This is a genomic window from Bradyrhizobium cytisi, from assembly GCF_008123515.1.
GTDB lineage: Bacteria > Pseudomonadota > Alphaproteobacteria > Rhizobiales > Xanthobacteraceae > Bradyrhizobium > Bradyrhizobium cytisi.
On sequence record NZ_VSSR01000006.1, the window covers coordinates 84,140 to 97,430 of the forward strand.

9 protein-coding genes and 1 pseudogene are annotated in these 13,291 nt (G+C 64.7%); 5 read left to right on the plus strand and 5 right to left on the minus strand.

What is annotated here, in order from left to right; translation table 11 throughout:
• Nucleotide 1: 1 nt before the first annotated feature.
• From FXB38_RS03060 to glmS, 3 genes and pseudogenes are all read right to left on the minus strand, one after another.
• Nucleotides 2-858: pseudogene (locus FXB38_RS03060) on the minus strand (NAD(P)-dependent oxidoreductase).
• A gap of 120 nt (nucleotides 859-978) precedes the next feature.
• On the minus strand, nucleotides 979-1,749 hold the full coding sequence (locus tag FXB38_RS03065) for a DUF502 domain-containing protein (protein ID WP_148749295.1): 771 nt from the start codon (nucleotides 1,747-1,749) through the stop codon (nucleotides 979-981).
• Between the two features lie 79 nt (nucleotides 1,750-1,828).
• The gene (gene glmS / locus FXB38_RS03070; protein WP_148749296.1) at nucleotides 1,829-3,655 is read right to left on the minus strand and encodes a glutamine--fructose-6-phosphate transaminase (isomerizing); all 1,827 of its coding nucleotides are present in this window, start codon (nucleotides 3,653-3,655) and stop codon (nucleotides 1,829-1,831) included.
• A gap of 220 nt (nucleotides 3,656-3,875) precedes the next feature.
• Between glmS and FXB38_RS03075 the strand changes: the two genes are divergently transcribed.
• Nucleotides 3,876-4,097, plus strand: a complete 222-nt coding sequence (locus FXB38_RS03075; RefSeq protein WP_148749297.1) for a hypothetical protein — start codon at nucleotides 3,876-3,878, stop codon at nucleotides 4,095-4,097.
• Between the two features lie 6 nt (nucleotides 4,098-4,103).
• Here the strand turns inward: FXB38_RS03075 and glmU are convergent, their stop codons facing one another.
• Entirely contained in the window at nucleotides 4,104-5,471 is a 1,368-nt protein-coding gene (gene glmU / locus FXB38_RS03080; protein WP_148749298.1) for a bifunctional UDP-N-acetylglucosamine diphosphorylase/glucosamine-1-phosphate N-acetyltransferase GlmU, read from the minus strand.
• Between the two features lie 166 nt (nucleotides 5,472-5,637).
• Here glmU and FXB38_RS03085 point away from each other — a divergent pair, with 166 nt between their 5' ends.
• Nucleotides 5,638-7,074, plus strand: coding sequence for a hypothetical protein (locus tag FXB38_RS03085; protein ID WP_148749299.1), 1,437 nt, complete (start codon nucleotides 5,638-5,640; stop codon nucleotides 7,072-7,074).
• Nucleotides 7,075-7,451: 377 nt separating this feature from the next.
• A complete protein-coding gene (locus tag FXB38_RS03090) occupies nucleotides 7,452-7,832 on the plus strand; it encodes a hypothetical protein (protein WP_148749300.1) in 381 nt (126 codons plus the stop codon).
• On the opposite strand, the gene FXB38_RS03095 is transcribed toward FXB38_RS03090, so the two are convergent.
• On the minus strand, nucleotides 7,792-9,456 hold the full coding sequence (locus FXB38_RS03095; protein WP_148749301.1) for a glycoside hydrolase family 17 protein: 1,665 nt from the start codon (nucleotides 9,454-9,456) through the stop codon (nucleotides 7,792-7,794). The two genes, FXB38_RS03090 and FXB38_RS03095, sit on opposite strands and share 41 nt — an antisense overlap.
• A gap of 226 nt (nucleotides 9,457-9,682) precedes the next feature.
• Here FXB38_RS03095 and FXB38_RS03100 point away from each other — a divergent pair, with 226 nt between their 5' ends.
• Nucleotides 9,683-10,276 (plus strand): beta-1-3, beta-1-6-glucan biosynthesis protein, encoded by a 594-nt coding sequence (locus FXB38_RS03100; protein ID WP_148749302.1) that lies wholly within the window; start codon nucleotides 9,683-9,685, stop codon nucleotides 10,274-10,276.
• Nucleotides 10,277-10,498: 222 nt separating this feature from the next.
• The gene (locus FXB38_RS03105) at nucleotides 10,499-13,159 is read left to right on the plus strand and encodes a glycosyltransferase (RefSeq protein ID WP_148749303.1); all 2,661 of its coding nucleotides are present in this window, start codon (nucleotides 10,499-10,501) and stop codon (nucleotides 13,157-13,159) included.
• Nucleotides 13,160-13,291 lie beyond the last annotated feature (132 nt).

Below are 13,291 nucleotides of genomic sequence, written 5' to 3' on the forward strand. Positions count from 1 at the left end.
TTTAGGCTTTCTTCTTCCCGATATTGGCGGCAAACGCCTTCATCAGCTCCGCATCGACCGCCTCGCCCTTTGCGTCCCCGGCCAGATGCTCGAACCATCTGGCAAAACCCTGGTAGATCTGGCTTGCCGGATGATCCGGCCCGAGGAAGCCGGCAATCTCCTGCATCTCAGCGACCCAGCGATAGGCCTTCGGGATCATGTCGGGCAGCGCGACCTCGAGCCGCGCTAGGATCGCGGGCTGGCTGAGCGCGAGCTCGTCGCGCAGCGCGTCCGCGGCCCCCGCCTTCGTCGCGGCGACCACCATGGCGGAGCCGATCCCGGCGAGCCCCTGACGATGCCGGCGTAGGACATCTTGAGCGCGGAGGCCGCACCCACCGGGCCTTCGACAATGCGCAGGTCGAGCCCGAATTCCCTGAGCACCGCGACATCCCCGGCATGTTCGCCTGACATGTAGAACGCCGGGCTCTTGCCGCCCGGCTGCGGAGGAAAGCCGATGATGCCGCCATCGACGAAAGGCGCCTGCGCCGAGCCTATGATCTCCTCGATCCGCTTCACCGTGTCGACATTGACGGCGTTGCAGTCGACCACGACCGGCTTCTTGTTACGTTTCACGATCAATGCGGCGAGCCGCTCGGCCAGCGCCACCGCCTCGCCCGGCGGCACTATCGAGAGGATGATGTCGGCGTCCGCGATCGCCTCGTCCTCGGCGCCGACCATGCCGGCATCCGCCGCCCGTTTCAGCGTCGCCTCGCTGCGCCCTTTCAAGGACGTCAGCACGCGTGCGCCGTTTTCGCTGAGGCGGCGGGCCACCGCGCTGCCCATGGCGCCGGGCGCGAGGATCGCAATGGTTTTCGACATCGAGTTGGACATCGGGGCACTCCAGTTCGAACTCCGAGCATTGGCGCTCAGTTCGACCGGAACATTAGCAGAGGATGCGAACACTTGCGTGATCCCAGGCCATCCCGCTGCGGGATAGCCCTACTCTGCCTTTGCAGGCTCGGGCTGGAGCGTGGAGGCGCTGGCAATGCGCGCGGCGTTCGCCATGCCGGCGAGCGCGGCCGCCTTCTTCGGATCCGGCGCCGAGCCCGGCTGCACCACGCCGGCCGACATGATCAGCGTCGCCGCATCCTCGGTGCTCATGTCGACCTCGATGATCTTGCTCTTGGGCACGTAGAAGAAGAATCCGGTGGTCGGGTTCGGCGAGCACGGCAGAAACACCGAGACATGTTCTTCCTGCCCCGGCAGGCTGCGCGAGACGTCCTCGTTCGGGGATTGCGAGATCAGCACGATTGACCACATGCCGGGCGACGGAAACTCGACGAGGCCGACCTTGCGGAAGCTCGAGCCCTTGCCCGAGAACAACGTCTCGAACACCTGCTTGAGGCCGCGATAGATCGCCCGCACCGCCGGAATCCGGCCGAGGAAGGTCTCGCCGACATCGACCAGCGTGCGGCCAATCAGGTTCGCTGCGAGGAAGCCGACCAGCGTCAGCGTGAAGAATGCGACAACCAGTCCCCAGCCCGGGACGACGTACGGCAGATAGGTTTCGGGTCGATATGCGAGCGGAACAAACGGGCGCACCACGCCGTCGACCCAGGTGACGAACCACCAGACCAGATACAGCGTGATCGCAATCGGACCGGTGACGACCAGCCCGGTCAGGAAATAATTGCGGAAACGGCCCATCAGGCCGGTATGCGGCTCCGGGGCGGGATCGAGAGGCGCAGGCACGTCGTCGCGGGTGGTCATTCTGGTTCCAGGTCGGTCGCTTCGTTCAAGCTAGGGGCTTCTAGCAGGTTTTGGAAGAGCGCGGCCTGGTCCGTTCTGCCTATTCCACCGTCACGGATTTCGCGAGATTGCGCGGCTGGTCCACGTCGGTGCCCATCACCACTGCCGTATGGTAGGCGAGCAGCTGCACGGGGACCGCATAGACCATCGGCGTAAAGGCCGCGGCCATGTCAGGCATGACGATGGTGACGAGCGAATCCACCGTCGCCTCCGCCGCGCCCTTGGCGTCGGTCATCAGGATGATGTTGCCGCCGCGGGCGGCGACCTCCTGCATGTTGGAGACGGTCTTCTCGAACACGCGGTCGTAGGGCGCGATCACGACGACCGGCATGGTCTCGTCGATCAGCGCGATCGGGCCGTGCTTGAGCTCGCCGGCGGCATAGCCCTCGGCGTGGATGTAGGAGATTTCCTTCAGCTTCAGCGCGCCTTCGAGCGCCAGCGGGTAGCTGGTGCCACGGCCGAGATAGAGCACGTCGCGGGATTTTGCGATTCTATGCGCGAGCTTCTCGATCTGGATCTCGGCCGTGAGCGCATCCGACATCAGGCGCGGGATCTCGACGAGGCCATGGACGAGCTTGGTCTCGTCCTCGGCGGACAATTCGCCGCGGGCCTTGCCGGCCGCAATGGCGAGGTTCGCCAGCACCATGAGCTGGCAGGTGAAGGCCTTGGTCGAGGCGACGCCGATCTCGGGGCCGGCCAGCGTCTGCAGCACGGTCTCGCTCTCGCGCGCGATGGTCGAGGTCGGGACGTTGACGACGGCAATCGTGTGCGCGCCCTCGGCCTTCGCGTAGCGCAGCGCAGCCAGTGTGTCGGCGGTCTCGCCCGATTGCGAGATGAAGATGGCGAGATCGCCCTTGCGCAACGGCGCTTCGCGGTAGCGGAATTCGGAGGCGACATCGACCTCGACCGGCACGCGCGCAAACCGCTCGAACCAGTATTTTGCAACGATGCCGGCGTAGCTTGCGGTGCCGCAGGCCGTGATGCTGATGCGCTGGATGTCCTTGAAGTCGAACGGCAACTTGACCGGCAGCGAGACGCGCTCGGTCGCCATGTCGACATAGCGCGCCAGCGTGTGGCCGACCACTTCCGGCTGCTCGTGGATCTCCTTCGCCATGAAGTGGCGGTAGTTCGCCTTGTCGACCAGCGAGGTCGAGGCGGCGTGCTTGATCTTGTCGCGCTGGACGGCGTGGCCGTCCTTGTCGAAGATCGCAGCACTCTTGTGTGTCAGCACGACCCAGTCGCCGTCTTCGAGATAGCTGATCGTGTCGGTGAACGGCCCCAGCGCGATGGCATCCGAGCCGAGATACATCTCGCCGTCGCCATAGCCGATCGCAAGCGGCGGACCGTTGCGGGCGCCGATCAACAGATCGTCGTCGCCAGCGAAGATGAAGCCGAGTGCGAAGGCGCCGCGCAAGCGCGCCAGGGTCAGCTTCACGGCTTCCACCGGCTTGTTGCCGCGCGTCAACAGATCGTCGACGAGATGCAGCACGATCTCGGTGTCGGTCTCGGTGTGGAACACCGTGCCCTTCTTCTCGAGCTCCTCGCGCAGCTCGCGGAAATTCTCGATGATGCCGTTGTGGACGACCGCGACGCGCTCGGTCGCATGCGGATGGGCATTGTTGACGGTCGGCTTGCCGTGGGTGGCCCAGCGGGTGTGACCGATGCCGGTGGTGCCCTTCAGCGGCTCGGCTTCCAGCCGCTTCTCCAGATTCTTCAGCTTGCCCTCGGCGCGGCGGCGCTCCAGATGCTTGCCTTCAAGCGTGGCGACGCCCGCGGAATCGTAGCCGCGATATTCGAGACGTTTGAGCGAATCCACCAATTGCTCTGCAACCGGCTCGCGCCCGAGAATGCCGACAATCCCGCACATGCGGATCAATATCCCCCAAATCGTCGAAAAATCGCCTAAACGACGCGCTCGGTTTCTAGCGAAGTTCCTAAGGAACCAGTTACTCAATAATTATGACGGATTGCGACAGCGTCAGATGACGGCATGCCTTCGCCTGCGTCGATGTGGCCGGCTTTAACCGCGCGAATTAACTTGTTGTCAACAAGTTTGGCCAACGATTCCCCTACGGGAGATCACGGCCATGAAAGCCACGTCCGACCGCAAAGGTCAGTCACCCACGTATCTGCTCGCCAGCGAGACCACGGGCACGCACCTCGCGCATTGGCCGCCGCCCCACCGCAGCAAGGAAGGCAAGCCCGTCTTGGTCTTCACGAAGCATGCCGAGGGCAAGCCGGCGAAGCGTGCAAACCCGCGCGGCTGGCGCCTGACGCGCGCGGTCTTCTCAGAATTCGCCGACGAGTAACGCCGCTCACTTCTCGGGCTTCTTGTCCACTTTCTTGCCCTCTGTCTTCAGCTCGCGGTAACGCGCAGCACCACCTTCGCGGATGGTCTGCGGGCTGCGCTCCAGCGCCATGGCGTCATCGGGCACATCGCGCGTGATCACCGAGCCTGAGCCGATATAGGCGCCATTGCCGATCTTCACCGGCGCGACCAGCGAGGAGTTGGTACCGACGAAGGCGCCCTGCCCGATCACCGTCTTGTGCTTCTTGAAGCCGTCGTAGTTGCAGGTGATGGTGCCGGCGCCGATGTTGGAGTTGGCGCCGATGGTGGCGTCGCCAATGTAGGAGAGATGGTTGACCTTGACGCCGGCCTCCAGCGTCGCGGCCTTGGTCTCCACGAAATTGCCGATCCGCGCGCCATCGCCGAGCGAGGTGCCGGGGCGCAGCCGCGCATAAGGCCCGATCGAGACGTTCTTGCCGAGCGTAGTCTGCACGATATGCGAGAAGGAATGGATCACGGTGCCGTCGGCGATCGAAACGCCCGGCCCGATCACCACGAAGGGCTCGATGGTGACGTCCTTGCCGAACACGGTATCGACTGAGAGATAGACGGTTTCGGGGCCGATCAGCGTGACGCCGGCCTCCATCGCAGCCTTGCGCAACCGCGCTTGCATCACGCTTTCCGCTTCTGCAAGCTGGGCCTTGGTGTTGATGCCGCGCACTTCGTCCTCGCTGGTTTCGATCACCACGGACTCCCATCCATTGTCGCAGGCGACGCCGACCGCATCGGTCAGGTAATACTCGCCCTTGGAATTCGCATTGCCTATTTTGTCGAGGATCGCGAGCGCGCGGCGGCCGTCGATCGCCATCACGCCGGCATTGCACAGATCGATCTTGCGCTCGTCCGCGCTGGCGTCGGCGTGCTCACGGATCGCGACCAGGCGGTCGCCCTCGACGATGAAGCGGCCATACCCGGTCGGGTCCGCTGCGCGAAAGCCGAGCGCGGCAATCGCGGCACCTTTCGCGAGCGGCGCGCGGAGCCGCGCAAAAGTCTCGGCCGAGATCAGCGGCGTATCGCCGAACGCGATCAGAACATCATCCACGCCGCGCGCAATCGCCTCCCGCGCCGCCAGGACCGCGTGCGCGGTGCCGAGCCGCTCGGCCTGCACGAAGATGAGCGCATCGGACCGGATCCGCTTCGCCTCGTCCGCGACCGCGTGGTGATCGGGGCCGATCACGACCGCAAGCGCAGTGCCGGTTCCGCGCGGTGCGGCACCGAGCACATGGGCAAGCAGCGTCTGGGAAGCTACGGGATGCAGCACCTTCGGCAGGCTGGATCGCATGCGCGTGCCTTCGCCGGCGGCGAGCACGATCGTGAGGCTTGAGCGGACGGTCATCGCAATCCTGTCAAATACGGCCGAATCAATCATCACACGATGGGCGACGAGAGCTTGCCGCCTTGCTACCCCCGCAAACACCCGGAATTCAAGTGCGAGGGGGTTTTCCTGTTAATGTTCCCTGATTGATTCGGGGAAGCCAGGCGGGGCTGGGCACTAAACGTTCATGGCAAAGGATTCCGACCCACTGGCGGATGCCTTCGGCGACAAGGAGACCGGCGGGCTGTTCTCCGGACTCTTGGCTGAAGAAAGCACGTTCGATCGCCGTATGATGTGGCGGCTGGGCTCATGGGGCGCGACCGCTGTCGGCGCCGTCGTGATCGCCGTTTTGGCCAACCAGGCCCAGCTCGGCTGGCGCCGCGACCAGGTCGCCTCCGCCGATCTCGCCCACCAGTCCGACCGTCTCCAGGTGCTGACCAAGGAAAGCCAGCTCGAAGCGCGTCGCCTCGCCTCCGCCATCGAGACGCTGAACACCGATCGCGACCGGCTCTATTCGCGCGTCACGGTGCTCGAGCAGGGGCTCGATTCCGTCACCGGCGCCATCGCCAAGCAGAGCGCGACATCGCCGCAGCCCCCCGCATCGAAGCCGCAGGACTCGCCCGTCGCCGCCGCGCAGCCCTCGACCCCGGCTCCGGATGTCGCACCAGTCGCCTCGACCGCGGCCTCGCTGGTCGACAAGCCGCGCGCAGGCGCCGGCAAGGAGCCCAAAGAGCCGTCGAAGGAAACATCGAAGGAAACTTCAAAGGACAGTTCGAAAGAGGCTGCAAAGGATCTGCCGGGCCCGCCGCCGCAGACCGCGGCCGCCGCTTCGCTCGTTCCGCAGTCGCCGCTGACGACGTCGGCACTTCCGATCCTCCCGCTGGTGCCATCGAAGTCGATCATGGCGCCGCCTGATCCGGCGGCCTCGAAACTGATTCAGCCGGACACCTCAGAGAAGAAACCCGAAGCGGCGCCCGCTCCCACCGAAATCGCCGCGGCCCCAGTCAAACCGCCCGAGGCAACCGAAGCCGAGTCGCCCGCAATCGCAGTCCAGCAGACGCGCTTTGCCATCGATCTCGGCGGTGCGAACTCAGTCGACGGCCTGCGCGCACTCTGGCGCGGCCTGAGCAAGTCCAATCCGGAGGTCGCAGCACTTCGGCCGATCATCATGATCAAGGAAGGCAATAACGGCCTCGGGATGCAGCTTCGTCTGGGTGCCGGCCCCCTGATCAACGCCGCCGCCGCCGCAAAGCTCTGCGCAGGCCTTGCCGAGAACGCCCGCCACTGCGAGACGACCGTGTTCGACGGCCAGCGCTTGTCGATGCGCGGCAGCTCGGAGAAGGGCCAGGACAAGAACCAGGACAAGGGTTCAGACAAGAACCAGGACAAGAGCTCGGAGAAGAGCCAAGAGAAGAGCCAGGACTCAGTGCCGCAAGCCGAGACCGCCCCGCCGGCGCCCGCGCCCGCCGCCAAGCCTGACAAGCACCGCCGCAGCTACTCATCCAAGCGCTCGTCAAAGCGTGAGGAGCCCGCACCTGCGCCAGCGCCACAGCCAGCAGCGGCCGCCGCCAAGCCGGAGACGGCGTCGGCGAGCTCGACGATATCGTCGTTCTTCAGACGGTAGGACTGTCAGGACTTCCGATTGAATCGGCGGCGCGTCTCCCTGAGACTGCGCCGTTCAAAGAACAGCCGCCAGTTGGCTGATCTTGATAGCCGCGCAAATGATCATGCCCCAAAGCGCAAAATTGACCTGCAACGCTTCAACCATTGCCAACCTCGCTCGCATCCTCGCAGTCGCGTTCTTGAAGGATGTGATCTGCTCCTGACTGGATCTGCGATCACGCCCACGCTTCAGGTCGGACGTTAGGCGACGTTTGAACTCTCGCAAATCCGTATGGCTACGGTTCCGATACGTTCGGGGTGCTGCAAATGCGATGCCCCCTGGTGTAAAAATGCCCCGCCCCTGTTGCTCCCTCCGGCCATCCCGACCATATTGCCCCCATGACAAAAAAGCCGTTTCGCCTCACGCCGTATCAGGTGCAGTTTCTCATCGTCGTCGGTTTCGTCACCGTCGGCTGGGCGCTCTATGTGCGCTATCTCGCCGTCGAGTTCTCGCAAGTGTCGCTCGCATGCGATGCCGGCTTGCAGACCATGATCTGCAAGGCGCGCTCGGTGTCGACGTCGCTGTTCAAGAATTCGGTGTTCGGCATCGTCGCGCTGGTGATCGCGACGCTGAACCTGATGCGGCCTTCGATCGTGCTGCTCACGCTCGGCGTGGTCGCAGCCGGCCTCGGCATCGTGCTCTACAACATCGTGCTGTCGGGCCTGGCGATCGGCCTGCTCATCCTTGGCTTTGCTCGGCCCGCGCCCGCCACAGCGTGAGCGCGAACAGGAGATAGATCGCGCAGGTCCACATCGCCTGCCAATTGTCGCGGCCTTCGTTCAGGATCACGTAGACGGCCGACAGCGCCAGCAGCCCTGCGAACACGGCTTCTGCGATCGGGCGAACGCCGATCTGCGGGCGGTTCAGCATCAACAGCGCGAACGGCACCACCGCCATCGTCAGCGAGGCATAGGGGAAGTCGCGGTAGCGCGGGTCGAACACGAAGCCGAGCGCGGTCTCGGCCGCGATCACCGCCGTCACCGCCAGGGTCAGGCCGAGCACGGCGGAGAGCTTCGACCATTTCCGTCCCTCGCGCGGGCCAAGCAGGTCGAGGAAGCTCGGCAAATTGCGGCCGATGACGAGCGCCTGCGCGCATAAGATCGGCGACAGGATGCCGGCCAACAGCAGCATGCCCCATTGCAGCCAGCCGCCCCAGCCGTAGCTCTCGTAAATCATCTTGTCGGTGGCAATCCCGAGCAGGATGCCCGCTGATGTCGCGGAGATGCCGACGCCGAGCCAGGCGGAGAAGCGCGGCGTCCAGGGCCGGCGGCGCAGCGTGATGCCGGCCACCGCAAACACCAGCACGCTGAGAACCATGCCGGCGCCCATGTACCATTTCCAGAACGGGAAATTGCTGATCGGCTCGCCCGGCGGATATTTCAGCTGTCGCCGCACGGAATCGAACAGGCCCCAATAGCCGCCGACGGTGCCTTCGAGCTGCCGCTTCCACGGCTGGTCGTAGGCCTCGATCAGGTTGACGCGAAACTTCAGCGCCTTCGCGAGCCCCAGGATTTCCGAGACGACGCGCGCCTGGTTGGTGCGTGACGGCAGCGCGCCGTCGCGCATGCGACCTTCGCTCGGCCAGCCGGTCTCGCCGATCAGGATCTCCTTGCCGGGGAACGCCACCGCCATGCGCTCGCGGATCGCCTCGACATGGCTCGCCGCGAACTTCGCCTTCACCGGCATATCCTCCCAATAAGGCAGGATATGAATCGTGACGAAATCGACGGCGTCATAGACGTCGCGGTTCTTCAGCCAGTACTCCCAGACGTCGGCATAGGTAATGGGCACGCTGACCTGCGCCTTCACCGAACGGATAATCGCGGTGAGATCCGACGTCGTCATCTCTCCGCGCAGCAGCACCTCGTTGCCGACGACGAGCGAGGAGATGGTGTCGGGGAATTCCTTGGTGAGGCGCACAGCGGTCGCAACCTGCGCTAAATTCTTGGCGCGGTTGCTGCCGAGCCAGATACCCTGGATTATCTTCAGCCCGCCGATCCTGGTCGCGACCGCCGGCACCTGGTCGAGCCCGTTCTCGATCGAGTAGGTGCGGACGCAGTCGGTGATCTGCTTGAGCTGGCGCAAATCCTGCTCGAGCTGGTCGGCCTCGATATGGGTCCATTCGTTCAGCGGCGTCTGGTCGCCGCGGAACGGCGCGTAGGAGACGCATTGCACCTTGTCATTGGGATCGATGGGCGCGCGCGCGAGCGTGATCGGCGTGGCCAGCCACCACCACACGGAAGCAATCGCACAGAAGGAGACAAGCAGAAGCGCCAGTGGCGTACGAAGTGAAATCGGTTCCGTCCTCCGCGAGGGTCCGTCGATTACCTGCTCGCGCGCCATCTGCCAAGGGGGTACCCGGGTCGGCTGCGCGCTCTCCCCGACGGATTGGGCTGCGGCCGTTCGACCGGGCCCTAGGATCGTGACTTTGCTGGACAAAAATCCAATTACAGGTCATTGGATTTTGCGGGACTTTTCCGCCGCATTGGAGACCCATTTGGACGCCATCACGTCTCGGCGTCCGCGAGGTCCTTCCGCGCGGACGAGCGGCTGAGATATTGGGGAATTCATGCGGCGACGGGTGTTCGAGTTACGAAATGCGGTCCTGCGGCAGTTCGCCGCCACGTTGGCCGTCTCCTCCCTTGTCCTCCTGGCCAATCTTGGTGGCGCCTCGGCCCAGAGCGGCTCGCCCGCCCCTGACCAGGGCAAGGCTGCCGCCCAACCCGCCGACGCCGCCAAGGACGCGGCCCAGAACCAGCGCCGCACCGACGAGTTCGCGGAAGCTGCTCAAGTCATCAACGGCCCGGCCGGCAACCCCGAATGCGTCTGGCTCGGCCGGCGCGTGGTGCGGCTGATGTGGCGGGATGACCTCGATACCGCATTCCGCCATCTCGACCTCTATGACCGCTTCGGCTGCCCCGGCGGCCACATCCAGGCGGCGTTCCGCTGCCTGACCCGCTTCGGCGCCCAGATCGATCCCAAGATTGCCGAGACCCTGGACAGCCGTGTCCACGCTTGCTGGATCAACCCGGCTTCCCAGCCGCAGCAGGCGGCCGCCGCGGCATCGCAGCCGCCGGCGCCGACCACCGGCAATTCGCAAGCCCCCCAGCCGGCCGCGAGCCCCACGCCTGCGGCAAGCCCGTCGCCGGCACCCCAGAAATAGCCGCGATCGTTTCAGCCTCCGTTCAGGAACGATCGGCGATAGCAACAGACGGCACTGCCGCGCGTTGACCGGACCGAACAAGGCCATGCCCTGATAAGGACATGAGGCCATGACAGTTGAGAAACCGTGCGGCAGAGGTATGCTCCCTTTGCCGTGGACTTGGTCGGATCTCGGGGTCGGATCCGCTTCCCTGCCCCCTCAGCCCCTTTTGGTTTAGCCGCGATGCGCGTTGTCGCCGCCGTTCTGTTGCTCGTGTCCATGCTCCACGCCGGCCTCTGGGGAGTCCTGCGCGACAAGGAACCCGCGCCTGATTTCAAGGGCCTGTTGCCCAGCCTGTCTTATACGCCGTTCGAACCGGGACATATTGTCGACAACAACCTCGACCCCGACAAGATACGTGCCGATCTGAAAAAGCTCTCGACCCTCACGCGTGCGATTCGGTCTTACTCGGCGACAGAAGGCAACGAATTGGTGCCGCCGATCGCCGCCGAGTTCGGGCTCAAAGTCACGGTCGGAGCCTGGATCGGCAAGGATCCGGAGCGCAACGAGCGGGAGATCAAGGCTGCTATCGCGCTCGCGCGCAAGAACAGCAACGTGAACGGCGTCGTCGTCGGCAACGAGGTGATCTACCGCGGTGAGCAGAAGGTCGAAGACCTCATCGAGATGATCAAGCGGGTGAAGAGTGCGGTGCGCGTGCCCGTCACCACCGGCGAGATCTGGAACATCTGGCGCGACAACCCCGACCTCGGCTCCAACGTCGATTTCATCGCCGCGCACGTCCTGCCCTATTGGGAAAACTTCCGGTCGGACCAGGCCGTCGACCAGGCTGTGGACCGCTACAACCTCTTGCGCAACCAGTTCCCGGGCAAGCGCATCGTCATCGCCGAATTCGGCTGGCCGAGCGCGGGCTATAATCTGCGCAATGCAGATCCAGGTCCGTTCCAGCAGGCGCTGACGCTGCGCAATTTCGTCAGCCGCGCCGAGGCGCTGGGCATGGAATACAACATCGTCGAAGCGATCGATCAGCCCTGGAAGTATTTTGAGGGCGGCGTCGGTCCGTACTGGGGCATCCTCAACGCCAGCCGCGAGCCGAAATTCGCCTGGACCGGCCCGGTCGAGAATCCCGACTATTGGAAGCTGATGACGATCGCACTGCTGGTCGGCATCCTCTTGTCGCTTCCGATCCTGCGGCTGGAGCAGCCGACCGCCAGGCAGGCGTTCCTGCTGTCGGCCACCGCCAACGGCGTCGGCGCCTGGGCCGCGACCGTATTCGCGTTCTGGAACGGGCATTATTTTCTCTTCGGCTCGGCCTTCGCGCTGACGCTCGGCATGATACTTCTTGTTCCCCTTGTCCTCATCGCGATGGCCCGGATCGACGAGATCGCGGCCGTCGCGTTCGGCCGGCCGCCGCAGCGGCTGCTCGCCAAGGGCAAGCCGGTCGAGAACGTGCCCGAGAGTTACTATCCGAAGGTCTCGATCCACATCCCCGCCTATTTCGAGCCGGTCGAGATGCTCAAGCAGACGCTCGATGCGCTGTCGCGGCTCGACTATCCGAACTACGAATGCGTGGTCATCATCAACAACACGCCCGATCCCGCCTTCTGGCAGCCGATCCAGGACCACTGCCGCGCGCTCGGTGAACGCTTCAAGTTCATCAACGCCGAGAAGGTGCAGGGTTTCAAGGCCGGCGCGTTGCGCATCGCCATGGACCGCACCGCCGTCGATGCCGAAATCATCGGCATTCTCGATGCCGACTATGTCGTCGAGCCCGACTGGCTGAAGGACCTCGTGCCGGCCTTCGCCGACCCGCGCGTCGGCCTCGTGCAGGCGCCGCAGGAGCACCGCGACGGCGATCTGTCGATCATGCACTACATCATGAACGGCGAATATGCCGGCTTCTTCGACATCGGCATGGTCCAGCGCAACGAGCTCAACGCCGTCATCGTGCACGGCACGATGTGCCTGATCCGCCGCGCCGCGATGGACATGGCCGGCGGCTGGTCATCCGACACGATCTGCGAAGACAGCGATCTCGGGCTTGCGATCCAGGAGCTTGGCTGGACCACGCATTACACCAACCACCGCTACGGCCAGGGCCTGCTGCCCGACACCTACGAGGCGTTCAAGAAGCAGCGCCACCGCTGGGCCTATGGCGGGCTCCAGATCGTGAAGAAGCACTGGCGGCAGTTCCTGCCGGGCCGAAGCCGGCTCACGCCCGACCAGAAGCGCGAATATGGTCTTGGCTGGCTGAACTGGCTCGGGGCCGAAAGTCTCGGCGTGGTCGTGGCACTGCTCAACCTCATCTGGGTGCCGATCGTCGCCTTCGCCGACATCGCGATCCCTGACAAGATTCTGACGCTGCCGATCATCGGCGCCTTCGTCGTCTCGCTCGCGCACTTCCTGTCGATGTACCGCGCGCGCGTCGCGATCAAGCCCGGCCAGATGCTGGGCGCCATGATCGCCGCGATGAGCGTGCAATGGACGGTCTCGCGTGCGGTCGCGCAAGGACTGATCACCGAGCACATCGCCTTCGCGCGCACCTCCAAGGGCGGCCTGTCCAGGATGTCGATCGAGTTCCAGGCGTTCTGGGAGGCCGTGATCGGCGCCCTGCTCCTGATCGGCTCTGGCGTGCTAATCGCCTCCAACAGTTTCAGGCAGATCACCGAGATCTACATCTTCGCCGGCGTGCTGGTGCTGCAGAGCCTGCCGTTCCTGGCCGCGGTCGCGATTGCGATCCTCGAGCTCAGCCGCATCAACTCGTTCCAGTTCTGGCGCGACAGTTCGATCCGCACAGCCGAGCTGATCGGCCTCCGCCCGGTCGCCCTGCCGGCGCCCGGCAACGCCCAGCCGGTGCCGAGCGAGGTGCGGCGGGAGGCGAACTGACTTACTTCGGCGTGGATGACCGGCCGCCAATCGAGTTGAAAATCCCGGGCTAAGCGATGGAAATGTCGCGCATATCCCCGCCTCTGGCGCGATCTTCGGCAGCCGCGCGCGCTATTGACCTCGGCGCCCCAT